The organism is Leisingera sp. MMG026, from assembly GCF_021654205.1.
GTDB lineage: Bacteria > Pseudomonadota > Alphaproteobacteria > Rhodobacterales > Rhodobacteraceae > Leisingera.
Genome location: NZ_JAKFZM010000023.1, coordinates 18,752 through 41,267, shown reverse-complemented (window position 1 = coordinate 41,267; position 22,516 = coordinate 18,752). Strand labels below are relative to the sequence as shown.

Below are 22,516 nucleotides of genomic sequence, written 5' to 3'. Positions count from 1 at the left end.
TGAGGGCGGTGCCCGGCCGCGGGCGGGAAACGAAGCGCCCGCTCCGCTTTGCCGAAGGCGAACCTTTTGGTTCGGCAGGGCGGTCGGGCACTGCCCGGCCTGCCAGCCGGGCGGCACTTTGCTGTTAGCCCAGCGAAACGCTTGCAGCGCTTTCCGGCAGCTCTTCGTCAAAGCAGCGCTGGTAGAACTCGGCCACGGTCTGGCGCTCCAGCTCGTCGCATTTGTTCAGGAACGACAGGCGGAAAGCATAGCCTACGTTGCGGAAGATCTCGACGTTCTGGGCCCAGTTGATCACGGTCCGCGGCGACATCACGGTCGACAGATCGCCGTTCATGAAGGCGGTGCGGGTGAGGTCGGCAACGGTGACCATCTGGCTGATGGTCTTGCGGCCTTCGGCGGTGTTGTAATGCGGAGCCTTGGACAGGATGATTGCGGCCTCGGCATCATGACTCAGGTAGTTCAGGGTCGAGACCAGCGACCAGCGGTCCATCTGGGCCTGGTTGATCTGCTGGGTGCCGTGGTACAGCCCGGTGGTGTCGCCCAGGCCAACGGTATTGGCAGTCGCAAACAGGCGGAAGAACGGGTTCGGGGTGATGATCTCGTTCTGGTCCAGAAGGGTCAGCTTGCCGTCATGCTCCAGCACCCGCTGGATCACAAACATCACGTCGGCGCGGCCCGCGTCATATTCGTCGAACACAATCGCAACCGGGTTGCGCAGCGCCCAGGGCAGGATGCCTTCGTGGAATTCAGTGACCTGCTTGCCGTCGCGCAGCTTGATCGCGTCCTTGCCGATGAGGTCGATCCGGCTGATGTGGCTGTCGAGGTTCACACGCACGGAAGGCCAGTTCAGGCGCGCCGCGACCTGTTCGATATGGGTCGATTTGCCGGTGCCGTGATAGCCCTGGATCATCACCCGGCGGTTGTGGCTGAAACCCGCCAGGATGGCCAGCGTGGTTTCCGGATCAAACTTGTAGGTGGGGTCCACGGCCGGCACCCGGTCCGAGGTCTCGGCAAAGCCCTTGACGGTCATGTCGGTGTCGATCCCGAACACATCGCGCACCGAAACTGTTTCGGTCGGTTTCGCATCCATATCCACAAAGCCGTCGGTCATCGCAGTCGATCCTTATCCCTCATCCCTGCTGTCAGGGGTCAATTCGCGGGATTGGTGCCTGATCTGGCGGGCAAGGGCAAGGGAAAGTAACGCCAGAAACCAGCTGAGGTTGCGATTGTTCCGGATCTGGACGGGCATGAGGGGAAAGGCTGGCAGCGTCCCATCTGAAGCACAGCGCCCCCAGCCGGGCAGCGGGGGGCGCGTTTTGCCGGCTCTTGCTGAGCTTTGGGGGGGTAGGCTGCGGCCGGCACATCTTTGGGTAACCGGTCGTGGCAGCACACGTCAAAGAAATAAAAAGTCTATCTTAACGTTTCGGCGAAAGACCGCCCATAGCAGCCTGGCCTGAGGCGGTTTCCCGTGACACGGGCCGCGGGGCGGCCGGTGCAGGGCGTCAGGCGGCCAGCGCCGGCGGGGTGAACTCCAGCCCGGTCAGCAGGGTGATTTCGCGGCGCATCCCGGCGCCGAGGTTTTCCGGCCTCGCATAGGCCAGGCAGATTTTGTCGAAGACTCGGCAGCTGACTGGCATTGTGCTGGTGACGCCGGCAGACGCGAACAGCGGGCTGGATTTGGCTTGGCCGGCGGTGTTCTGCAAGGCGGCCTGTGGTCCTTCCAGGATGAAATGCACCTGTTCACCGCTGCGGATCATCATGCCGGTGGCGCCGGCATCGCGGAAGGCCGGGCGGTTCCGGCTGATGAATTCGGCGATCTGCTGATGGCTGGTTCCGGCGGTCAGCCGGGCGGTGAGGATGAGGCGGTGCATGGGCTGTCTCCTGTTGGGGGGGTAAGCGGATTTGGTGGAATCAATTTACGCGGGAAATTCCCGCTTTGCCTGCCTGCAAAGGGATAGAAACCCCGCTGCGGCGGCCCCAAAAGCGCTGCTGCCTGACCCAAAGGATAGCTGCCTGACCCTTGGCGCCTGCCATGCCATGGCCGGGGGCCGCCTTCGGCAAAAAAAAGAGCGGCCCCAGGCCGCTCTTGGCGCATCCGTGTTCCGGCCGCCTATTTGAAGCTTTTGCTGTCCTTGATCTGGTCCCAGGCCCACATGACTTCTTGCAGCTGCTCTTCCTGGCTGCGGTCGCCGCCGTTGATGTCGGGGTGCAGCACCTTGATCAGCTTCTTATAGGCCTTGCGGATATCAGCCTTGGTCCAGTCGTCCTTGGCTTCCAGGATCTCGATCGCGCGGCGCTCGGTGGGCGGCAGGCGGCGGCCCGCCTTGGCAGCCCGGCCCGGGTTCTGCGTCGCGTTGACGCCCAGCACCTGATGCGGGTCCTCAATGCCGAGACGGGCCCAGGCGCGGGCCTCGGGGTCGCCCATCGGCTTGGTCTCGCGCTCCCAGACCTTGTCCTTGGACTGCTGCGCGTTCAGCTCGGCCTCGGTGGTGCCTTCAAAGAAGTTCCAGCCGTTGTTGTATTCGCGCACGTGCTCCTGGCAGAACCAGTAGAAATCATCCAGAACATCCGGCGCCTTGGGCGCGCGGAACTTACCGGCTTCTTCGCAACCGTCCTTGTCGCATTGGCGGACGGAGGTTTCGGACGCGCCGGTGGCGGCCCGGCGTCCGCGCGGATTTTTCTTTTTGGCTGAGCGGATGGACATATCAAAGCCAAAGGGATCGGACTTGCTCATGGGGGCGCACCTTCTAGACGCATCTGTTCGACTCGGAGGCAGCAGTTTAGTCTAAGGTGCGCCAGATAGAAGGGGGCGCGCCGAAAAAATTATGGGGATGAGCGGAAAATGAACGTGAAGAAAGAGATGGAAGCAGCGCTGCAGGCGGCCTTTGCCCCCAGCGCGCTGGAGGTGGTGAACGAAAGCCATAAACATGCAGGCCATGCAGGCGACGACGGCTCGGGCGAGAGCCATTTTGCAGTGATGATCCGCGCCGGAGCGTTCGAGGGCATGAACCGGGTGGCGCAGCACCGCGCCGTGCATAAGGCGCTGGGGGGTATTGTGCCGCGCATTCACGCGCTGGCGCTGGATATCGGGGTCTAGGCACCCGGGCGCGGGAGGATCAGTCCTCCCCGTCGCCTTTCTGTTCGGCGCGTTTCTTCAGCGCGGCAGTCATGCCGGCAACCGGGCTGAGTTCCTCGACACCGTCATCCGACTGCATCCTGGCGGCGCCCGGACCGGGCACCTGGGTTGCCTCCGGCGGCGCCTCCGGATCGCCGGCCGCCGCGGTGAGCGGTGGTGTGTGCGGCTCGGAATGGCGGAACTCGACTGAGGGGGCAGCGGGTTCCTTGCGGCCTGGTGCCGGCAATTCTGCCGGCTGATCCGCGGCCAGCGCCCGGCGGAAAACCATCACATTGCGCCAGTTGGTGGTGGAGCCTGTAAGGCCGGACCGCTCCTCGCTTGGCAGCAGTTCGGCGCGCTGGAATTCCCAGCCGCCGGCAGCCATCTCATTCAGCAGACTCTCAACCGAATTGGCAAAGCGCGCCTCCGGAGTCTTGACCCCTTTCGCCTTGGTGCCCTTGGCCGGGGCGGGGACAACTTTGTATTCGTAGGCTTGCATTTGCTTTACTCTTCCTGCTTGAGGGCTTGTAGCAAGCAATTTGGAGCGGGCCAAGACAGGTAATTGGCTTGATGACCGGGGGCGGCCTGCCGGAACGCAATCCTTGATGCCCTGGCGGAAGGCCGTGAAGCCGCCCAGTGGTGTCTGTTCAGACCCCGCCGGGGCAAACAAAAAAGGGCGCCGGCGGCGCCCCTCTTAAAAACTGCGTCCGAAAGCGGTCAGCCGCCCAGTTTCTGGGCCACCAGCTTGTTCACGGCAGCCGGGTTGGCCTTGCCGCCGGTGGCTTTCATCACTTGGCCGACAAACCAGCCTGCCAGTTTCGGGTTCACCTTGGCCTTTTCCACCTGCGCCGGGTTGGCGGCGATGATCTCATCCAGGGCGGTTTCGATGGCGCCGGTGTCGGTCACCTGCTTCATGCCGCGCTCTTCGACGATCTGCGCAGGGTCGCCACCTTCGGTATAGACGATCTCGAACAGGTCCTTGGCGATCTTGCCCGAGATGGCGTCCGAGGAAATCAGATCGATGATACCGCCGAGCTGCACCGGGGAAACCGGCGAATCGCTGATGGCATGATCTTCTTTCTTAAGGCGGCCGAACAGTTCGTTGATCACCCAGTTGGCAGCCAGCTTGCCGTTGCGGCCGTTGGCGGTTTCTTCAAAGTAGGCCGCGGCCTCGACCTCGGCGGTCAGCACCGAGGCGTCATAGTCGCTAAGCCCGAAGTCTTTGATGAAGCGCGCCTTTTTCTCGTCCGGCAGTTCCGGCAGATTGGCGGCGATGTCATTGACCCAGGCTTGTTCGATCTCCAGCGGCAGCAGGTCGGGGTCGGGGAAATAGCGGTAATCGTGCGCTTCTTCCTTGGACCGCATGGAGCGGGTTTCGCCCTTGTCCGGATCATACAGGCGGGTTTCCTGGTCGATCTTGCCGCCCGCTTCGATGATGGCGATCTGGCGGCGGGCCTCGACTTCGATGGCCTGCTGGATGAAGCGCATGGAGTTCATGTTCTTGATCTCGCAGCGGGTGCCGAGATGATCGAAATCCTGAGTTTCCTGGTACTTCTCGTACTGGCCCGGCAGGCAGACCGAGACGTTGACGTCAGCCCGCAGGTTGCCGTTTTGCATGTTGCCGTCGCAGGTGCCCAGATACTGCATGATCTGGCGCAGCTTGGCGATATAGGCGGCGGCTTCTTCCGGCCCGCGGATGTCGGGGCGCGACACGATCTCCATCAGGCAGACGCCGGTCCGGTTCAGGTCGACAAAGGACATGTTGGGATCCATGTCGTGGATCGATTTGCCCGCGTCCTGCTCCATGTGGATGCGCTCGACCCGCACGTTGCGTGCGGTGCCGTCGCCCAGTTCCACCAGCACTTCGCCCTCACCCACAATGGGGTGGTAGAGCTGTGAAATCTGGTAGCCCTGCGGCAGGTCGGGGTAGAAGTAATTCTTGCGGTCAAAGGCCGACCACAGGTTGATATCCGCCTTCAGGCCCAGGCCGGTGCGCACCGCCTGTTCAATGCAGTATTCGTTGATCACCGGCAGCATGCCGGGCATTGCTGCGTCCACAAAAGCCACGTTGGAGTTCGGTTCGGCGCCGAATTTGGTGGAGGCGCCGGAGAACAGCTTGGACTTGGAGCTGATCTGGGCATGCACCTCCATGCCGATGACCAGTTCCCAGTCATGCTTGGCGCCCGCGATCACCTTGGGCTTGGGGAGTTCATATGTCAGGTCGAGCATGGTTTTCCGCCGTATCCGAATGTCCGATGTTGGCAAGCGTTCTAGGCCCGCTGGCGGGCAGGGGCAAGAGGGCAATGGGCACTTGGTGCGGGCTAAAAGACCGGGCCGCGCCCGCCGCTCCCGTCAAACCGCAGGTTTGCCTCCGGCAAAGGGGAAGGCGCGTTCGCAGCCTCTCAGGTTTGGGTGCGGCCCTCCGCCGGGGGCGAAACATTCGCTTGGCGGTGCCCGCCAGCGCGGCTAAGAAAGATGCCCGAGCAGAATTTCAGGAGGCCGCATTGGACACATCCGCCCGCATCAGCCAGACAATCGCCGCAGAAATCGGCGCCGCATCGAAACAGGTGAACGCCGCGGTTTCGCTGCTGGACGAGGGCGCGACGGTGCCCTTTGTCGCGCGCTACCGGAAAGAGGCGACGGGCGGGTTGGATGATACCCAGCTGCGCACCCTGGCGGAACGGCTGGAGTATCTGCGCGAGCTGGAAAAGCGGCGGGCTGCCATCCATGAGTCGATCAAGGGGCAGGACAAGCTGAGCGAAGATCTGGCGGCCTCAATCGCCAAGGCAGAGACCAAAGCGCAGCTGGAGGATATCTATCTGCCTTACAAGCCCAAGCGGCGCACCAAGGCAATGATTGCGCGCGAAAACGGGCTGGAGCCGCTGGCCGATGCCATTCTGGCGGACCGGAGTGCTGACCCGGAACAGCTGGCCGGCGGGTATGTGACCGGGACGGTGGCAACGGTGAAGGATGCGCTGAACGGGGCGCGGGACATTCTGACCGAGCGTCTGACGGAAAAGGCGCATCTGCTGGGGCGGTTGCGGGAGTTCCTGCAGCGGGAGGCGGTGCTCACAGCCAAGGTGATCGAAGGCAAGGAACAGGAAGGCGCCAAGTTTTCGGACTATTTTGCCCATACCGAGCGCTGGGCGGACGTTCCGTCACACCGGGCACTGGCGATGCTGCGCGGCTCAAATGAAGGCGTGCTGACGCTGGATGTGGGGCCGGAGCCGGAGGAAGGCGCGGCCAGGGCCGAGGCGATGGTCGCAGCGGAGCTGGGCGCGGGCGGCAATGGTCCGGGGGATATCTGGCTGCGCAAGGTGGCAGGCTGGACCTGGCGGGTGAAGCTGAGTCTGTCGATGATGCTGGAACTGATGGGCGATCTGCGGGGACGGGCGCAGGAAGATGCCATTCAGGTGTTTGCACGTAACCTGAAGGACTTGTTGTTTGCGGCGCCAGCCGGTGCGCGGCCGACTCTCGGGCTGGACCCGGGCATCCGCACCGGCGTCAAGGCGGCGGTGGTTGATGCTACGGGCAAACTGGTGGCCACCGAGACGCTGTACCCGTTTCAGCCGAAGAATGATCTGCGCGGCGCGCAAGTGTCCATCGTCAAACTGATCGCCGAGCATGGCGTCGAGCTGATCGCCATTGGCAACGGCACTGCCAGCCGCGAGACCGAGCGGATGGTGGCGGAGGTGTTGAACCATCTGCCCGCGAAAGTGAAGGCGCCGACCAAGGTGGTGGTGTCTGAGGCTGGCGCCTCGGTCTATTCCGCGTCCGAGCTGGCAGCGCGGGAATTCCCGGATCTGGACGTGAGCTTGCGCGGGGCGGTGTCGATTGCGCGGCGCCTGCAGGATCCGCTGGCGGAGCTGGTGAAGATCGAACCCAAAAGCATCGGTGTGGGCCAGTATCAGCACGATGTGGACCAGCACAAACTTTCGAAATCGCTGGAGGCGGTGATCGAGGATGTGGTGAACGGGGTGGGTGTGGATCTCAACATGGCATCGGCGCCGCTGCTGGCGCATGTCTCGGGTCTTGGCCCCGGCTTGGCGGAGGCGATTGTGGCGCACCGCGATGTGAATGGTGCGTTTATGTCCCGCAAGGAGCTGCTGAAGGTGGCGCGGCTGGGCCCCAAGGCGTTTGAGCAATGTGCGGGCTTCCTGCGCATCCGCGATGGCAAGGAACCGCTGGATGCGTCCTCGGTCCACCCCGAGGCCTATGATGTGGCGCGCAGGGTGGTTGCGGCGTGCGGGCGCGACATCCGCCAGATCATGGGCGATGAGACCGCCTTGAAAGGGCTGCGGGCAGAGGATTTTGTCAGCGACAGTTTCGGTCTGCCCACCGTGCGGGACATTTTGCAGGAGCTGGAAAAGCCGGGCCGCGACCCGCGTCCTTCTTTTGTGACGGCGTCCTTCAAAGACGGGGTGGAGCAGATCACTGACCTGAAACCGGGCATGGTGCTTGAAGGCACGGTGACAAATGTGGCAGCCTTTGGCGCCTTTGTGGACATTGGCGTGCATCAGGACGGGCTGGTGCATGTCAGCCAGTTGGCGGACCGTTTTGTGAAGGACCCGCATGAGGTTGTGAAGACCGGCCAGGTGGTCAAGGTGACGGTCACCGAAGTCGATGTGCCGCGCAAACGGATTGGACTGACCATGCGCAAGGATGGCGGTGCTTCGGCCAAGGAGGACCGCAGCGCGCGCGGTCCGTCCAAGGGCGCGGGGCCGCGGCGGGGCGGCATGCCTGCCGGGGCAAAAGGCAAAACCTCTGCCAGCCCCAAGGGCAGCCAAGGCAAGGGGCAGGGCACAGGGGCGCTGGGCGCGGCGCTGATGGATGCCTTCAAGAAAACTTAGCAAAGCGGGGCCCTGGCCCCGCTTTTTCCTTGATACCGGCCAGTTACGCCGGGCTGACTTGCAGGCCCCGGCCGGTAAAGGCGATTTGCTGCCCGCCTTCGATCTCTTCGCGGAATTGCCCGGCGATGGCCGCAAGCGCGCCGGCATGGCCACGGGCGGCAAAGCGGCTGACAGAGCGGATGCGGGAGCTGTTGTCAAAGCCTTCGGCGGCATGCGCCCAGACCAGCGGATGCAGTTCCGTCAGGTGATCGCGGATCAGCCAGTTTGCAGCCTCGGCAATCTTCAGCCGCGGCAGGTCGGCTTGCAGGTTTTGCCCCAGACCCTTGCGCAGGGAAACCGTGCAATAGGCGGCCAGCAGGTTGATCATCTCCTGCGAGGGGTTGGCATTGACGATGTCCTTCAGCCCGTCGAGGAAAAGCCGGGAGTCAACACGGGCGCAGGCCTGATCGTCGATGGCAATGGCGTCGAAATAGACCCAAGCGTAGCCGCCGGCCCCCCAGGTTTCAGCGGTGCGCGAGGCGGTGCGGCGGGCCTCCAGTTCGAGGGCCGCATAGGAGCCGGACCGGCGCGGCAGCATATGGGTGCCGAGTGTGCGCATGTGGCGGTGGTTGCCGGGAGCGAGATCAATCAGCGCGGCGAATTCATCCGCCACCCGCAGCGTCCCGGCATTGCGGCCGGCAAACAGCGCGCAGTGTGCGGCTTTCAGGAACGGGCTGTCCTGGCAATCGTTTGCGATTGGATCCAGCAAGGCCGCGGCACGGTCGAAATGGGCGGCGCAGCGGCGCTGGTTCGCCTGCGGGGCAGCAATGGGTCCCTCAGATCCGCGCCAGGCCCAGCCGATGTCGATATGGGCAAGTGCGACCAGCGCTGTCAGATAGGGGTCGTGGCGGTTCTCGGCCCGCAACGCTTCAAACGCCATCAGGCCGCGGATCAATGTGCGGTTGCAGACATCCTGGTTTTCCGTCAGCGCATGTTCGGTTGCGTTCACAACATCAGCCCGTGCACCATAGGCGATGAGGTCTGCCAGCGGCAGCCCGCAGCGTGCGGCGGCGCGGGATTGATCTGCTTCACCGATTTGCCGGGACAGTTCGTCCCAGCGCTCCTGACGGGCCAGAAACTGGCCGCGGTCCTGGGCCTGGATGCAATCCGGATCACCCTGTTCGCGGCTGACCGGGATCGACAGGCTGTCTTCCAGGCGGCGGTTCAGCAGTTCCTCTGCCGGGGCAGGGATCAGGGACGAAACAGGAACAGGAACAGAAGTGGCGGCAGGCTTGGAGCGGTCGGAAACCAGACCTGAAATACGGGACAGAAAATCCCGTGCCTGTCGTGAAGTTGTGAGCATTTGCGCTTCCTGATGAGTGGCAGCTTATCGTTGCTCCCAATGTCGTCAGGCATTGGGGCGCAAAGATGGCGGCACTGGGGAAGTTAACGCCTCAATGGGAACAATCGCGGGTGGCGGCAGCGGCAATGGCGGCTGATGCGCAAGTTCAAGACCAGCGCCGTCAAAACGCAGTGAAATGATGGCGTTCGGTCCTGATGCCGCGGGCCTGGAATGCGGCGTCCGCTTCGGCGTGCGGCGGGGTTGCCTCTTGCGGCAAGCGGATGCGTTTACCGTTGCGCAGGATCAATGTGGCGCGGACTGAGAAATCCCATCGGGTGTCAAAACGCACGCGGTCGATCTCTCCAAGCTCGGCCTTGCCGGTCAGGCCTCCGGTGAACCATTCCAATTGGTTTCCAGAAAACATGAGGCCTGACAGGGGGTTGCGGATCAGGTCCAGCAGCGCAGGAACAACCGGCAGGGCCAGCAGGATCACCAGCCAAACGGCCGCATCCAGCAAGAGCCACAACACCAGCAGCGCCGCCAGCCAGCCGCCGGTTGCCAGCATTGCCGCGGGAGAGCGGCCCCGGCGGGAGAAGCAGTAATCCGCCGCCGGAGAGCGTGTTTCCGGTGTTTCAGGCATCCAGGATCCGGGTGATCATCTCATTGGTGTCCCGGCTGAGACCCGGCGCGCCGGCAATGCGGTTCATCCGGGCGCGGATCAGCGACTGGCGGCCGGCGTCATAGCGTTTCCAAGTCTGGAAGGCGGCGCACATGCGGGCAGTGGTCTGCGGGTTCAGCTTGTCCAATGCAATCAGGTTCTCTGCCAGCAGGGCATAGGCCTCGCCGCTGGCGTGATGGAAGCCCGCGTGGTTGCCCGCCAATGCGCCAAAGACTGCGCGGAAGCGGTTGGGGTTTTTCATGTCGAACAGCGCATGATTGGTCAGGGCGGCTGCGGTGGCTGCGGTTTTCTGTGGCGCCGCGCAGGCGATCTGCAGGGCAAACCACTTGTCCATCACCAGCCGGTCGTCCTGCCACTGATCAAAGAAGGCCTGGGATTGGGCATCGCCTTTTTCAGCCTTCATCAGCGCGGCGAGGGCGGTGTATTGCTGGGTCATGTTGTCCGCAGCTGCGTATTGGCGCGCTGCCTGTTCGCCGCCGTCCAGACGGGTGAGCAGCGACAGGATACGGCCGTTCAGGGCGCGTTTGCCGGCGCTATCGGCGTCCGGCGCATAAGCGCCTTCAACGGTGGTGGCGGCATAAAGCCGGGGCAGGCTGGTTTCCAGCTGCTGCGCCAGGGTTTGGGTAAAGGTCTCAGCCGCGTCATAGATTTTCTGCGGATCGGGGGTATAGCCGCGTTCAAACAGAGTCTGGGCGATGTCGGCCTGGCTGGGCGGCGACAGCACCAGGGCGCGGAAGGCCGGGTCCTGATCGTCATCGCGCACCAGTTTTTCCAGCGCATCCAGATAGGCGCCATCGGGCGCGGCACCGTCCAGCACCATTGCCAAGCGGACCTCCTTGGCCAGCGCGTTGCCTGCCTCCCAGCGGTTGAACGGGTCGGTGTCATGGGCCAGCAGGAAGGCGCGTTCGGCATTGGTGGTGTCGCGCTCCAGGATCACCGGGGCGGAAAACTCGCGCAAGATCGAGGGCACCGGTTTGGCAGCGAGGCCGTCAAAGGTGAAGCTTTGCTTGGCTTCCGTCAGCTCCAGCACCTCTGTCGCGCGGACCTCGTCGCCGTTGGGGGACAACAGGCCCACCGCCATCGGGATCACCCGCGGCGCCTTGTCCGGCTGGCCCGGCGTCGGCGGCGTCGATTGTTCAAGCGTCAGGGTATAGGTGCCGTCGGCGTATTCCTCGGACACTTTCACCCGTGGGGTGCCTGCCTGACTGTACCACAGTTTGAATTGCTGCAGGTCGCGGCCGGTGGCGTCCTCGAACACCTGCAGCCAGTCCTCGATGGTACAGGCTTGGCCGTCGTGGCGCTCAAAATAGAGTTTCAGCGCCTTGTAGTAATTCTCATCCCCTACCAGCCGCTTGAGCATGCCGATCACCTCGGCGCCTTTCTCATAGACGGTGGCGGTATAGAAGTTGTTGATCTCCTGGAATTCCTCGGGGCGCGGCGGATGGGCCAGGGGGCCGCCATCCTCGGGGAATTGGCGGGCACGCAGGGTAATCACATCCTCGATCCGTTTGACCGGTTCCGAACGCATATCTGAGGTAAACTGGGCGTCGCGGAAGACCGTCAAACCTTCCTTGAGGCACAGTTGGAACCAGTCGCGGCAGGTGATGCGGTTCCCGGTCCAGTTGTGAAAATACTCATGGGCGATTATCGCCTCAATACGTTCGAAATTTGCATCTGTGGAGGTTTCCGGGGACGCCAGGACGCAGGAGGAGTTGAAAATGTTCAACCCTTTGTTCTCCATCGCACCCATGTTGAAGTCGTCCACGGCCACGATGTTGAACAGCTCCAGGTCGTATTCGAGGCCATAGACCTCCTCGTCCCATGTCATCGACTTTTTCAGTGCTTCCATGCCAAAGGCGCATTTGCCCTCATCAGGGCCGGGACGGACCCAGATGTTCAGCTCCACCTCTTTGCCGGATTTGGTGGTGAATTGGCCGGGATGGTTGACCAGATCGCCCGCAACCAGAGCAAACAGATAGGCCGGTTTCGGCCAGGGATCGTGCCATTCAGCCCAGCCTTCGCCGTGGCCCATGGGGTTGCCGTTCGACAGCATCACCGGCTCGTCGCCCTCAATCCTGACGGTGAAGGTGGACATCACGTCTGGGCGGTCGGGGTAGTAAGTGATCTTGCGGAAACCCTCAGCCTCGCACTGGGTGCAATACATCCGGTTGGACATATAAAGCCCTTCGAGCGCGGTATTGCCGGCCGGGTTGATCTCCACCTCGGCTTCCCAGGTGAAGGGGGCGCCGGGCACGTCGCAACTGAGGCCTTTGTCTGTCACTTCCGGCGCAACTTCCTGGCCATCGATCTTGGCCGAGATCAGCTGGAGGTCTTCACCGTGCAGGAAGAATGTCTTGTCTGCCGCGTCCGCCTTGGGCGCAAAGCGGATTTTGCTGAGAACCCGGGTGGTTTCCGGCGACAGGCGGAAGGTCAGGTGAACGCTTTCAACGTCGTATCCAAAAGGGGTGTAATCTTTCAGGTAGAAGGTCTGGGGCGTGTCTTTGGCCATTCTCGCTCTCCTCGGCACTGCGTCCTTTTAAGGTGTAGAGGATAGGCAGGTGACTGCAAGCGGATTGGGGGGCCTGAAGGGCGGTCTGGAAAAATCCGCAGCACTTTCTTGATAATCAAGAAATTGAGTTCGGTTTCAGAGGAAGGCTGTTTTGTTGCCGATCGGAAACTTCTCCCCTAGTTAAGAGACAGCATACAGTGGTGTACCGCCCAAAGGAGCAAGTCATGAGCCGGGTCGAAAAGCAGGGAATTCAGGTCGCGCCGGAGCTGGCGGAATTCATCGAAAAGCAGGCGCTGCCGGGCACCGGGGTTGAGGCCGAGGCGTTCTGGGCGGGCCTGGCGGAGCTGGTGAACGGGTTCGGCCCGGAAAACCGTGCGTTGCTGGCCAAGCGGGAACAGATGCAGGCTGAAATTGATGCCTGGCATATTGCCAACCGGGACAAGCCCCATGACCACGAAGGGTATAAGGCGTTCCTGAGTAAGATCGGCTATCTGCTGCCGGAGGGCGGCGATTTCGAGATTGAGACGCAGAACGTGGACCCGGAGATCGCTTTGGTGCCGGGGTCGCAGCTGGTGGTTCCGATCACCAACGCGCGCTATGCGCTGAATGCAGCCAATGCGCGCTGGGGCAGCCTGTATGACGGGTTTTACGGCACCGATGCGATGGGAACCCCGGCGCCCAAGGGCGGCTATGACAAGGGCCGCGGCGCGCGGGTTGTAGCGCGGGCGCGGGTGTTCCTGGATGAAGCCTTCCCGATTGACGGTGCCAGCCATGCCGATGTGCGCCGCTATTACGTGCAGGACGGCCAGTTGCTGGTCGATGACCTGCCGCTGGCGCAGCCGGAGAAGTTTGCAGGCTACCGCGGCAACCCCAAGGCGCCTGAAGCCGTGCTGCTGCGCAACAACGGGCTGCATGTTGAGCTGGTATTCGACCGCGCCCATGCGATTGGCGCCCGCGATCAGGCGGGGTTGGCGGATGTGCGGCTGGAAAGCGCAATGTCGGCGATCATGGACTGCGAGGATTCGGTCGCCTGCGTCGATGCCGAAGACAAGGTGCTGGCCTACTCTAATTGGCTGGGCTTGATGCGGGGCGATCTGGAAGCGAAGCTGGACAAGGGCGGCAAGACCATCACCCGCCGTCTGAACCCGGATTTCGGCTTCACTGCGCCGGACGGCTCTGCCATGTCCGTAAAGGGCCGGGCGGTGCTGTGGGTGCGCAATGTCGGCCATCTGATGACCAACCCGGCGGTGCTGGATCAGGACGGCAAGGAGGCTTACGAGGGGCTGCTCGATGCGCTGATCACCGTGATGATTGCCAAGCACGACCTGAAACGCGAGGGCGGCAACTCGGCCCATGGCTCGGTCTATGTGGTGAAGCCCAAGATGCACGGGCCGGACGAAGTCGCCTTTACCGACCGCATTTTCGACAAGGTCGAGGACATCCTGGGCCTGCCGCGCCACACCGTGAAGATCGGTATCATGGACGAAGAGCGCCGCACCTCGGTGAACCTCAAGGAATGCATCCGTGCGGCCAAGCACCGGGTGGCGTTTATCAACACCGGTTTCCTGGACCGAACCGGTGACGAGATCCACACCTCGATGGAGGCAGGCCCGTTCTCCCGTAAGGATTTCATCAAGCGCAAGGGCTGGATCGGTGCCTATGAGAACCTGAATGTGGATATCGGCCTGGAGTGCGGCCTCAGCGGCAAGGCGCAGATCGGCAAAGGCATGTGGGCAATGCCGGACATGATGGCGGCGATGCTCGAGCAGAAGATCGAGCATCCGAAATCCGGCGCCAACTGTGCCTGGGTGCCCAGCCCGACCGCCGCGACCCTGCATGCGCTGCATTACCACAAGGTGGATGTGTTCGCGGTGCAGGAACGGCTTATGGCCGGCGGCCGCCGTGCCCATGTGGACGGCATTCTGGAAATCCCGCTGGCCACTTACCGCAAATGGACGCCGCGCCAGATCGCGCGTGAGGTGGAAAACAATGCGCAGGGCATCCTGGGCTATGTGGTGCGCTGGGTCGATCAGGGGGTGGGATGCTCCAAGGTGCCGGACATCAATGATGTCGGGCTGATGGAGGACCGCGCCACCTGCCGGATTTCCGCCCAGCATATCGCCAACTGGCTGCATCACGGTGTGGTCAGCGAAGAAGAGGTGATGGGCAGCTTGCACAAGATGGTCAAGGTGGTGGATGAGCAGAACCGCGGCGACAACACCTATCGCGCGATGGCGCCGGGGTTCGACACCATCGCCTTCCAGGCGGCCTGCGATCTGGTGTTCCAGGGGCGGGTGCAGCCTTCCGGCTATACCGAGCCGGTTCTGCACGCCCGGCGGCTGGAGCTGAAGGCGCAGCAAGCGTCAAACTGACCGCGGCAAACTGACCGGATGAAACAGTTTCCCCGCAAAAAGGGGTAGTCAAAGGGGGCCTTTTGGCCTCCTTTTCTGTTCCGTGACGTCACGCGAACGGAAGGAAAGACACCCATGGCTGAGATTTCACTGGATCAGGCCCGCACAATCATCCGTGCGGCCTTGGGCAAAGGGCATGAAATGGGGCTGAAACCGCTGTCGGTAGTGGTGCTGGATGCGGGCGGCCATGTGCGGGCATTCGAGCGCGAGGACGGCGCCGCACCGGGCCGGTTCCCCATTGCCCATGGCAAGGCTTATGGCTCGGTCATGCTGGGTATGGCCGGCAGCGCGCAGATGGCCCGGGCAGAAGCACAGGCCTATTTCATGGCGGCGGTGAACGGGGTCTATGGCGGCCAAGTGGTGCCGGTGCCGGGCGGGGTGCTGGTACGCGGTGCGGGCGGTGCTGTGATCGGCGCGGTTGGTGTCACCGGCGACAGCTCGGACAATGATGCCGTCGCGGCCATGGCCGGTATCGAGGCGGCGGGTTTGCAGGGCGAGGTCTGACTTCGCACGGACATTTCGCAGCGTTGTGCGCGGCTGAACAGTCTGTTGCGCCGCGCTCCCCGTTGATGTGGCGCCCGCAGGGGGCTAGGTTCTTCTTTATACAGCACAAGAAGAGCGGAAAATGGCGCGACCCAAAGTTGGCATCATCGGAAATTCCTACCTGATCAACGATCAGTACCCTGTCCACGCGGGCGGGACCATGAACTCCGAGGCGATCGCCGAAGTGGCGGGTTGCATGCCGCTGATGATCCCTTCGGACCCCCGTTTTGTGACGGTTGAGGAACTGCTGGAGAGTTTTGACGGCTTCTTGCTGACAGGCGGCCGCCCGAACGTGCACCCGCATGAATACGGCGAGGCCGAGACCGAAGCGCATGGCGCCTTTGACCGGGCGCGCGATGCGATCACTTTGCCGCTGATCCGCGCCTGTGTTGACCGCGGCCAGCCGTTTCTGGGCATCTGCCGCGGCTTTCAGGAGGTCAACGTGGCAATGGGGGGCACGCTGCACCCGGAAATCCGCGATCTGCCGGGGCGGATGAACCATCGGATGCCGCCGGATGGCACGCTGGAAGAAAAATTTGCCCTGCGCCACACGGTGAAATTCAGCTCCGGCGGTGTGTTCCACCGCTTGTTCGGGGCCGAAGAGGTCATGACCAACACGCTGCACGGGCAGGGGATCAAACGCCCGGGCACCCGCGTGGTGATTGACGGGCAGGCGCCCGATGGCACAGCCGAAGCGGTCTATATCAAGGACGCAGCCGGGTTTACCATGTCTGTGCAGTGGCACCCGGAATGGGATGCGGCCAGCGATCCGGTGTCGCGCCCGCTGTTCGAGGCGTTCGGCGATGCGGTCAGAGCCTGGGCGGCTGGCAAGGCGCAGGCTGGTTTGCAGCGGTCAGCGTAAAAGGTTCGAATATGGCAAGCAATGCACGGTTTGAGGCCGATGGCAGGCCGGTATGCTGCGGAATCAGGCAATTCAGAGCCGGTGATGCAGCGGTGTTGACGGATGTTTTTGCATCCGCTGTTCATGGTATTGCCAGCCGGTTTTATTCTCCTGCGCAAATCCGCGCATGGTGCCCGGAGGCGCCGTCAAGCGAAGCTTTCCTGCGGAAGCTGTCCGATGGCCGGGCAGTCTGGGTGGCGGCGGATGATGCGGATGTGCCGGCGGCTTTCATTGATCTTGAGGCGGACGGCCATATCGACATGCTGTTCTGCCACCCCCGTGCGGCAGGGCAGGGCGTTGCGGCGATGCTCTACGGCAAACTGGAAGAGACTGCGCTGCGTCAGGGGATCGGACTATTGTATACCGAGGCGAGCGAAGCGGCGCGAGGCTTTTTCGAGCGGATGGGATTTGTCTTGGAAAAACGGTGCGAATTTGAGCGTGGCGGCGTGAAAATTCACAACTACCGGATGGTTAAGATCCTGGACTAGGCGAAGAACCTGCGGCCCGCCCGCGCGGCAGGCCGCAAACTGTTTCAAACCAGCAGATCAAACTCGTGCATCAAAGGCAGGCGACGCGCGCGTTTGCCAGTGAGGTCGAACAGCGCGTTGGCCAGCGCCGGCGCCGCTGGCGGGGTGCCGGGCTCGCCGGCGCCGCCCATATGGGCCTGGGTTTCCAGCACCTGCACCTCGGTTTCGGGCATCGTGTGCATGCGCAGGGCGTCATAGTCCGGGAAGTTGCCCTGTTCGGCGGCGCCATCGGCAAAGGTGATCTCGCCAAAGCAGGCTGCCGACAGCCCGTATGCCATACCGCCGAACATCTGCGCCTTGACGATTTCCGGGTCGATCACCCGGCCCATGTCGCAGGCGATCCAGGCCTTGGCGATGCGGATGCTGCCGTCTTCCTCCGCCACCTCGATCACCTCGGCCACCGGCGTGCCAAAGCTGTAGCACAGGGCAACGCCGCGTCCCACGCCATCGGGTGTTTTGCCGGCCCAGCCTGACATCTCCCTGACCGCCTCCAGCACGCCTGCAGCGGGCGCCCATTCGCGGCGGGCAAGGTCCAAGCGGAATTCCAGCGGATCGGTGCCGGCCGCATGGGCCATCTCATCCATGAAACTTTCGACGAAGAAGGCGTTGAAGCTGTTGCCGACAGAGCGCCAGAAACCAACCGGGATCTGCAGGTCCGAGATATGGCCGGCCATCCGGTAATTCGGGATCGCGTATGGGGAGTTGAAGAACCCCTCGACATGCACCTTGTCCGGGCCTGCGGGGGTGAAATCCGCCAGCCGTTTCATCGCCTGTTCGGTGGGCGAGGCCGCTGCCACTTTGCCGTCCATCAGCACCGCCGTGCCATCCTTTACCGCGCCGCGCATCCGCGCCATGGCGCCGGGGCGGTACATGTCGTGCCGCATGTCTTCCTCGCGGCTCCATGTCAGCTGCACCGGCACGCCGGGCATGTCCTTGGCGATGCGGGTGGCGAACACTGCATAGTCGAACTCGACCCGGCGCCCGAACCCGCCGCCCAGATAGGTGGTGCGGATGTCCACCTGTTCGGCGTCCAGCCCGGCCTCGGCGGCGCATTTTGACTGGGTGAACGTGGGCATCTGGTTGCCGCACCAGACGGTCAGCCTGCCATCCTCCAGCAGGGCAGTGGCATTCATCGGCTCCATTGTGGCATGCGCCAGATAGGGCACCTGGTAGTCTGCCGTCAGTTCAGTTGCGCCTGCGGGCAGCTGATCCGCATCGCCGTCATCGCGCAGCACCGAATTCGGAGCGTCTTCAAAGGCCGATGCAATGCGGGCGAAGATCTGATCTGTTTCCGGCGGATAGGGGGCGTCCTGCCAGTTTACCTCGATGGCATCCACCGCCTGCATGGCGAGCCAAGTATTGCTGGCCATCACTGCGACGCCGGTGCCCATATCTATTACCTTTTCCACACCAGGCATTGCTGCGGCGGCTGCGGCGTCAAAACCTGCCATACCGCCGCCCTGGCGCGGGTTCATGCGCAATGCGGCAAACTTCATACCCGGCAACCGCACGTCGATGCCGAATTCGGCGGTGCCGGTGGATTTTTCCGCCATGTCGACGCGGGGCTGGGATTTTCCGATCAGCCGCCATTCATGGCGCGGGCGGAGGTCCGCTTCCACCGGGTCCAGCTTGGCGGCGTCCATTGCGAGCTCGCTGTAGGGGATCTGCGTGCCATCCGGTGCAATCACCGCCCCCTTGGCGGTGGAGAACTGGCTGCGGCTGAGGCCGAGCCGGTCCGCAGCCGCCTGTTTCAGTGTCTCGCGGGCTGTTGCACCGGCTTGGCGCATCCGCTTATAGCCGTCCTTCATCGAGGTGGAACCGCCGGTGCCATGCAGGTTCAGCACCTTGCCGAGATGCCCCAGTGCCTCGCCGATGGAATGCTTGAAAGTGCTGCTGTCATAGCCTTTGCCCGGCAGCGCATCCGCCATGAATGCAGAGTTGTAATATGCCTTGGCGGCCGGCCCGTGCAGCACCCGCACCTGATCCAGTTCCACATCCAGCTCTTCCGCGATCAGCGCCGCCCAGCTGGTTTTAACCCCCTGGCCCATTTCAGCACGCGGGGCAAACAGGGTGATGCCGTTCTGATCAATCAGAACAAACGGGTTCAGTGCTGCCTCGCCGTCGCCCGGTTGCAGCGGGTTAGGGGCGGGAAGGCTGACGTAATAGGCGCCGAAAGCAACGCCGCCGACGATAGCGGCAGAGCCGATGAGGAAGGTCCGGCGGGCGATTTTTGCGATGCTGGCCATGGGATTACGCCTCCTGCATCTGTTTCGCGGCGGAATGGATGGCAGCCCGGATACGCGGATAGGTGCCGCAGCGGCAAAGGTTGCCCTGCATGGCCTCGTCAATCTCGGCGTCTGATGGGGCCGGGTTTTCCGCCAATAGGCTGGCCGCCTGCATGATCTGGCCGGACTGGCAATAGCCGCATTGCGCCACCTGATGCTTAACCCAGGCCTGCTGGATTGCCGCCATGGCATCGGGCGTGCCGAGACCTTCGATTGTGATGACCTCGCCCCAGACATCCGACAGCGCCACTTGGCACGAGCGCACCGCCGCGCCGTCGATATGCACCGTACAGGCGCCGCAAGCGGCAACGCCGCAGCCGAATTTGGTTCCGGTCAGGCCAACCTCATCGCGCAGAACCCACAGGAGGGGCACGTTATCCGGCAGGTCCACTTGATGTGTCTTTCCGTTGATGCGCAGGTCTGTTGGCATGGCGGGGCTCCCTTGCTGTGGTTCTGACAAAATGTATCAATTATGTCAGGGTGTCAATTGACATTTTGCGCTGAGAATGTCAGAAGCAAAAACATGAACATGGCAGGCATTGATCCGAAACAGCAGGTAATCCTGGGCGCCGCATGGGCAGCGTTCTCTACCTATGGGTTCCGCAAGACCTCGATGGATGACATTGCCAAGAGTGCGGGCATGTCGCGGCCGGCGCTGTATTTGCATTTCAGGAACAAAGAGGCGATTTTCCGGGCGCTTGTCGCCGCGTATTATGACAATACTGCGGAGAATGTCCGGGCCGGGCTGGCCTCCGAAGGAACCCTGGCCAAGCGCCTTTTGGCGGCCTTTGAGGGGCAGGGCGGCGAAGCGATTGAGTCGATGATGGCCTCGCCGCACGGAATGGAGCTGTTCGAAGTCACTAAGAACGTCGCCGGTAAGGAAATCGAAGAGGGCGAAGCAGCTTTGCGCGGGCTTTATGCCACTTGGTTGCAACAGCAGGCAGAGACCGGGCAGGCGGTGCTGAACGGGCAGGCCGAAGTGATTGCCCGGACCATTTGCGCGTCCCTCAAGGGTATCAAGCAATCAGCCGGGGATTACGCCACCTACCTGGAAGGCGTGCGCCAGCTGGCGGCGCTGTTCGGGGCCGGGCTGACGCCGCGCTGACGGGCGGGCCGGACGAACCGGCCCGCGTGCGCATCAAAGCTCGGTGCGCAGGTGCCACAGCTCGGGGAACAACTCCACCTCCAGCATCCGTTTCAGATAGCTGACGCCGCCGGTGCCGCCGGTGCCGCGCTTGAAGCCGATCACCCGCTCCACTGTGGTCACATGGTTGAAGCGCCAGCGGCGGAAACAATCCTCGAAGTCCACCAGCTTCTCGGCCAGTTCATACAGCTCCCAATGTGTTTCGGTGTCGCGGTAGACTTCGGTCCAGGCGGTTTGCACGGCCTCATGCGGTACATATGCCCCGGCCAGATCCCGGTTCAGCACTTCGTCCGGTAGCGGGAAGCTGCGCGCCAGCGCCTTCAACGCTACGTCATAGAGCGAGGGCTGCGCCAGCTCTGCCTCCAGCAGTGCCAGGATGTCCGGGCGGTGGACGTGCGGGCGCAGCATCGCCGTGTTGCGGTTGCCCAGCATGAATTCGATCTGCCGGTACTGGTGCGACTGGAAGCCGGAGCTTTGGCCCAGCTCGTCCCGGAACGCGGTGTAGTCCGAGGGCGTCATGGTGCGCAGCACGTCCCAGGCAGAGTTCAGCTGCTCAAAAATGCGCGCCACACGGGCCAGCATTTTGAAGGCCTGATGCGCCTTGCCGCCCAGCAGGCGTTCACGGGCGGCGGTCAGTTCGTGAATGGCCAGCCGCATCCACAGTTCCGAGGTCTGGTGCTGAATGATGAACAGCATCTCGTCATGGGTATTGGTCCATGTCTTCTGCGCGTTCAGCAGCATGTCCAGCGACAGGTAATCGCCATAAGACATCCGCCCGTCAAAGGACATCTGCGCTCCGTCGTCGGCGGGATCATAGGGTTTTGTCATCAAAGTCTTCCTTTTCCAAAGTGTATCACGGTTCAGGGAAAGGAAGGGTTTCTCCGGTTCAGGGTGCCGCATTGGGCCAGCCGGCGCCACAGCGCGACCCAGCCCGCCGGGCGGCACAGCGGCAGATGGTATGAGCGGGTGGTTCGCATCAGGTAACCGCGTTGCGCACTTTGTATTCGGCACGGTCCCACAGGGCGTTGTTCATGACATCGGCAATGATCCGGGCCGCTGCGCGCACGTCGTCCTCGTTAATATAGAGCGGCGTAAAGCCGAAGCGCATAATATCGGGTGCGCGGAAATCGCCGATCACGCCGCGGCCGATCAGCGCCTGCATGGCGGCATAGCCGTAAGTGAATTTGAACGACACCTGGCTGCCGCGGAACTCCGGGTCGCGCGGCGAGGCCAGTTCCAGCTGCGGGCAGGTTTTCTCTACCTCGGTGATGAACAGATCGCACAGTGCGATGGATTTGGCACGCACGGTTTCCATGTCCGCCATGTCCCAGATATCCATTGCCGCCTCCAGCGCGGTCAGCTGCAGGATCGGCGGAGTACCGACGCGCATCCGGTCGATGCCATTGCCGGGGCGGTAGTCGAGGTCAAAGGCAAAAGGCGCTTCATGCCCCAGCCAGCCGGACAGCGCCGGGCGGACGTGTTCCGCGTGGCGGGGGGCAACATAAATGAAGGCCGGCGCGCCGGGGCCGCCATTGAGGTATTTGTAGCTGCAGCCAACCGCAAAATCGGCGCGGCAACCCGCCAGATCCACGGGAACAGCACCGGCTGAGTGGGCCAGATCCCAGACCGTCAGCACGCCGTTGGCATGGGCCTTTTCGGTCAGCGCTTTCATCTCGTGCTTGCGGCCGGTGCGGTAGTCAACTTCGGTGATCATCAGAACCGCGATCTCGTCGGTGATGTTTTCCTCCACCGCTTCCGGGTCCACCACCCGCAGCTCATAGTCCGGCCCCAGCGATTTCAGCAGCCCGCCCGCCATATAGAGATCGGTGGGGAAGTTGCCATTGTCTGACAGCACCACCTTGCGGCCCGGGTTCAGCTCCAGTGCCGAAGCCACCGCCTGATAGACTTTGATCGACAGCGTGTCGCCCATCACCACATGGCCCGGCTCCGCCCCGATCAGCCGCCCGATGCGATCTCCCAGCGCCTTGGGCTTGTCCATCCAGCCGGCCTTGTTCCAGCCGGTGATCAGCATCCGGCCCCATTCGTCCTGCATCATCGCGCCAACACGGTCCTTGGCGGCACGGGGCAGCGGCCCCAGCGAGTTTCCGTCCAGATAGATCATGCCTTCCGGCAAGTCGAACATCGCCTTGGTCGCTGCAAAATCGGTCATCAGGGCCTCGCGTCAGGTGGGTATTTCAAGCTTAAAGCTTTGCGGTTTGCTATCGTATCCA

General features: G+C 62.9%; 19 protein-coding genes. 7 read left to right on the top strand and 12 right to left on the bottom strand.

Annotated elements, in window-relative coordinates; all coding sequences use genetic code 11:
* Nucleotides 1-124: 124 nt before the first annotated feature.
* From cobS to L1069_RS13970, 3 genes are all read right to left on the bottom strand, one after another.
* Nucleotides 125-1,111 carry a cobaltochelatase subunit CobS gene (gene cobS, locus L1069_RS13980; protein WP_129371456.1) on the bottom strand — a complete coding sequence of 329 codons (987 nt, stop codon included), beginning with the start codon at nt 1,109-1,111 and terminating at the stop codon, nt 125-127.
* Between the two features lie 391 nt (nt 1,112-1,502).
* A complete protein-coding gene (locus L1069_RS13975; protein WP_237456066.1) occupies nt 1,503-1,871 on the bottom strand; it encodes a hypothetical protein in 369 nt (122 codons plus the stop codon).
* Between the two features lie 239 nt (nt 1,872-2,110).
* Nucleotides 2,111-2,734: a DnaJ domain-containing protein gene (locus L1069_RS13970; protein ID WP_027258359.1), complete on the bottom strand. Its 624-nt coding sequence runs from the start codon at nt 2,732-2,734 to the stop codon at nt 2,111-2,113.
* A gap of 108 nt (nt 2,735-2,842) precedes the next feature.
* On the opposite strand from L1069_RS13970, the gene L1069_RS13965 reads away from it, so the two are divergent.
* Nucleotides 2,843-3,097 (top strand): BolA family protein, encoded by a 255-nt coding sequence (locus L1069_RS13965; protein ID WP_129371454.1) that lies wholly within the window; start codon nt 2,843-2,845, stop codon nt 3,095-3,097.
* A 19-nt stretch (nt 3,098-3,116) separates the two neighbouring features.
* On the opposite strand, the gene L1069_RS13960 is transcribed toward L1069_RS13965, so the two are convergent.
* A complete protein-coding gene (locus tag L1069_RS13960) occupies nt 3,117-3,614 on the bottom strand; it encodes a DUF4177 domain-containing protein (RefSeq protein ID WP_129371453.1) in 498 nt (165 codons plus the stop codon).
* Nucleotides 3,615-3,832: 218 nt separating this feature from the next.
* Complete coding sequence (gene gatB / locus L1069_RS13955) at nt 3,833-5,344, bottom strand: Asp-tRNA(Asn)/Glu-tRNA(Gln) amidotransferase subunit GatB (protein WP_237456065.1); 1,512 nt, start codon at nt 5,342-5,344, stop codon at nt 3,833-3,835.
* 275 nt (nt 5,345-5,619) lie between these two features.
* On the opposite strand from gatB, the gene L1069_RS13950 reads away from it, so the two are divergent.
* Entirely contained in the window at nt 5,620-7,965 is a 2,346-nt protein-coding gene (locus tag L1069_RS13950; RefSeq protein WP_237456064.1) for a Tex family protein, read from the top strand.
* A 43-nt stretch (nt 7,966-8,008) separates the two neighbouring features.
* On the opposite strand, the gene L1069_RS13945 is transcribed toward L1069_RS13950, so the two are convergent.
* The 3 genes from L1069_RS13945 to pepN all read right to left on the bottom strand — a co-directional run bounded on the left by L1069_RS13945 (nt 8,009) and on the right by pepN (nt 12,474).
* Nucleotides 8,009-9,307 (bottom strand): hypothetical protein, encoded by a 1,299-nt coding sequence (locus tag L1069_RS13945; protein ID WP_237456063.1) that lies wholly within the window; start codon nt 9,305-9,307, stop codon nt 8,009-8,011.
* Between the two features lie 160 nt (nt 9,308-9,467).
* Nucleotides 9,468-9,926 (bottom strand): hypothetical protein, encoded by a 459-nt coding sequence (locus L1069_RS13940; RefSeq protein WP_237456062.1) that lies wholly within the window; start codon nt 9,924-9,926, stop codon nt 9,468-9,470.
* Nucleotides 9,919-12,474 carry an aminopeptidase N gene (pepN, locus tag L1069_RS13935; protein WP_237456061.1) on the bottom strand — a complete coding sequence of 852 codons (2,556 nt, stop codon included), beginning with the start codon at nt 12,472-12,474 and terminating at the stop codon, nt 9,919-9,921. The genes L1069_RS13940 and pepN overlap by 8 nt, the downstream gene beginning before the upstream one ends.
* 224 nt (nt 12,475-12,698) lie before the next feature.
* On the opposite strand from pepN, the gene L1069_RS13930 reads away from it, so the two are divergent.
* The 4 genes from L1069_RS13930 to L1069_RS13915 all read left to right on the top strand — a co-directional run bounded on the left by L1069_RS13930 (nt 12,699) and on the right by L1069_RS13915 (nt 16,817).
* Complete coding sequence (locus L1069_RS13930) at nt 12,699-14,846, top strand: malate synthase G (RefSeq protein WP_237456060.1); 2,148 nt, start codon at nt 12,699-12,701, stop codon at nt 14,844-14,846.
* A gap of 114 nt (nt 14,847-14,960) precedes the next feature.
* Nucleotides 14,961-15,389 carry a heme-binding protein gene (locus tag L1069_RS13925; RefSeq protein WP_237456059.1) on the top strand — a complete coding sequence of 143 codons (429 nt, stop codon included), beginning with the start codon at nt 14,961-14,963 and terminating at the stop codon, nt 15,387-15,389.
* A 121-nt stretch (nt 15,390-15,510) separates the two neighbouring features.
* The gene (locus tag L1069_RS13920) at nt 15,511-16,290 is read left to right on the top strand and encodes a gamma-glutamyl-gamma-aminobutyrate hydrolase family protein (protein ID WP_129371445.1); all 780 of its coding nucleotides are present in this window, start codon (nt 15,511-15,513) and stop codon (nt 16,288-16,290) included.
* A gap of 92 nt (nt 16,291-16,382) precedes the next feature.
* Nucleotides 16,383-16,817 carry a GNAT family N-acetyltransferase gene (locus tag L1069_RS13915; RefSeq protein ID WP_237456058.1) on the top strand — a complete coding sequence of 145 codons (435 nt, stop codon included), beginning with the start codon at nt 16,383-16,385 and terminating at the stop codon, nt 16,815-16,817.
* A gap of 44 nt (nt 16,818-16,861) precedes the next feature.
* On the opposite strand, the gene L1069_RS13910 is transcribed toward L1069_RS13915, so the two are convergent.
* Nucleotides 16,862-19,102, bottom strand: a complete 2,241-nt coding sequence (locus L1069_RS13910) for a molybdopterin cofactor-binding domain-containing protein (RefSeq protein ID WP_237456057.1) — start codon at nt 19,100-19,102, stop codon at nt 16,862-16,864.
* 4 nt (nt 19,103-19,106) lie between these two features.
* Nucleotides 19,107-19,571 carry a (2Fe-2S)-binding protein gene (locus tag L1069_RS13905; RefSeq protein ID WP_237456056.1) on the bottom strand — a complete coding sequence of 155 codons (465 nt, stop codon included), beginning with the start codon at nt 19,569-19,571 and terminating at the stop codon, nt 19,107-19,109.
* Nucleotides 19,572-19,664: 93 nt separating this feature from the next.
* Between L1069_RS13905 and L1069_RS13900 the strand changes: the two genes are divergently transcribed.
* Nucleotides 19,665-20,246, top strand: a complete 582-nt coding sequence (locus L1069_RS13900; protein ID WP_237456055.1) for a TetR/AcrR family transcriptional regulator — start codon at nt 19,665-19,667, stop codon at nt 20,244-20,246.
* A 33-nt stretch (nt 20,247-20,279) separates the two neighbouring features.
* Here L1069_RS13900 and kynA read toward each other — a convergent pair whose 3' ends face one another.
* Entirely contained in the window at nt 20,280-21,113 is an 834-nt protein-coding gene (gene kynA / locus L1069_RS13895) for a tryptophan 2,3-dioxygenase (RefSeq protein WP_237456054.1), read from the bottom strand.
* Nucleotides 21,114-21,261: 148 nt separating this feature from the next.
* Nucleotides 21,262-22,455 (bottom strand): kynureninase, encoded by a 1,194-nt coding sequence (gene kynU / locus L1069_RS13890; RefSeq protein ID WP_129371439.1) that lies wholly within the window; start codon nt 22,453-22,455, stop codon nt 21,262-21,264.
* Between the last annotated feature and the right edge of the window lie 61 nt (nt 22,456-22,516).

Excerpts from the sequence above, each read along its gene's own strand:
- L1069_RS13945 (WP_237456063.1), bottom strand. The coding sequence starts at position 9,307 with ATGCTCACAACTTCACGACAGGCACGGGATTTTCTGTCCCGTATTTCA.
- kynU (WP_129371439.1), bottom strand. The coding sequence starts at position 22,455 with ATGACCGATTTTGCAGCGACCAAGGCGATGTTCGACTTGCCGGAAGGC.
- L1069_RS13920 (WP_129371445.1), top strand. The coding sequence starts at position 15,511 with ATGGCGCGACCCAAAGTTGGCATCATCGGAAATTCCTACCTGATCAAC.
- gatB (WP_237456065.1), bottom strand. The coding sequence starts at position 5,344 with ATGCTCGACCTGACATATGAACTCCCCAAGCCCAAGGTGATCGCGGGC.
- kynA (WP_237456054.1), bottom strand. The coding sequence starts at position 21,113 with ATGACAAAACCCTATGATCCCGCCGACGACGGAGCGCAGATGTCCTTT.
- L1069_RS13940 (WP_237456062.1), bottom strand. The coding sequence starts at position 9,926 with ATGCCTGAAACACCGGAAACACGCTCTCCGGCGGCGGATTACTGCTTC.
- L1069_RS13960 (WP_129371453.1), bottom strand. The coding sequence starts at position 3,614 with ATGCAAGCCTACGAATACAAAGTTGTCCCCGCCCCGGCCAAGGGCACC.
- L1069_RS13925 (WP_237456059.1), top strand. The coding sequence starts at position 14,961 with ATGGCTGAGATTTCACTGGATCAGGCCCGCACAATCATCCGTGCGGCC.
- L1069_RS13910 (WP_237456057.1), bottom strand. The coding sequence starts at position 19,102 with ATGGCCAGCATCGCAAAAATCGCCCGCCGGACCTTCCTCATCGGCTCT.
- L1069_RS13900 (WP_237456055.1), top strand. The coding sequence starts at position 19,665 with ATGAACATGGCAGGCATTGATCCGAAACAGCAGGTAATCCTGGGCGCC.
- L1069_RS13970 (WP_027258359.1), bottom strand. The coding sequence starts at position 2,734 with ATGAGCAAGTCCGATCCCTTTGGCTTTGATATGTCCATCCGCTCAGCC.
- L1069_RS13975 (WP_237456066.1), bottom strand. The coding sequence starts at position 1,871 with ATGCACCGCCTCATCCTCACCGCCCGGCTGACCGCCGGAACCAGCCAT.
- L1069_RS13905 (WP_237456056.1), bottom strand. The coding sequence starts at position 19,571 with ATGCCAACAGACCTGCGCATCAACGGAAAGACACATCAAGTGGACCTG.
- cobS (WP_129371456.1), bottom strand. The coding sequence starts at position 1,111 with ATGACCGACGGCTTTGTGGATATGGATGCGAAACCGACCGAAACAGTT.
- pepN (WP_237456061.1), bottom strand. The coding sequence starts at position 12,474 with ATGGCCAAAGACACGCCCCAGACCTTCTACCTGAAAGATTACACCCCT.
- L1069_RS13965 (WP_129371454.1), top strand. The coding sequence starts at position 2,843 with ATGAACGTGAAGAAAGAGATGGAAGCAGCGCTGCAGGCGGCCTTTGCC.
- L1069_RS13930 (WP_237456060.1), top strand. The coding sequence starts at position 12,699 with ATGAGCCGGGTCGAAAAGCAGGGAATTCAGGTCGCGCCGGAGCTGGCG.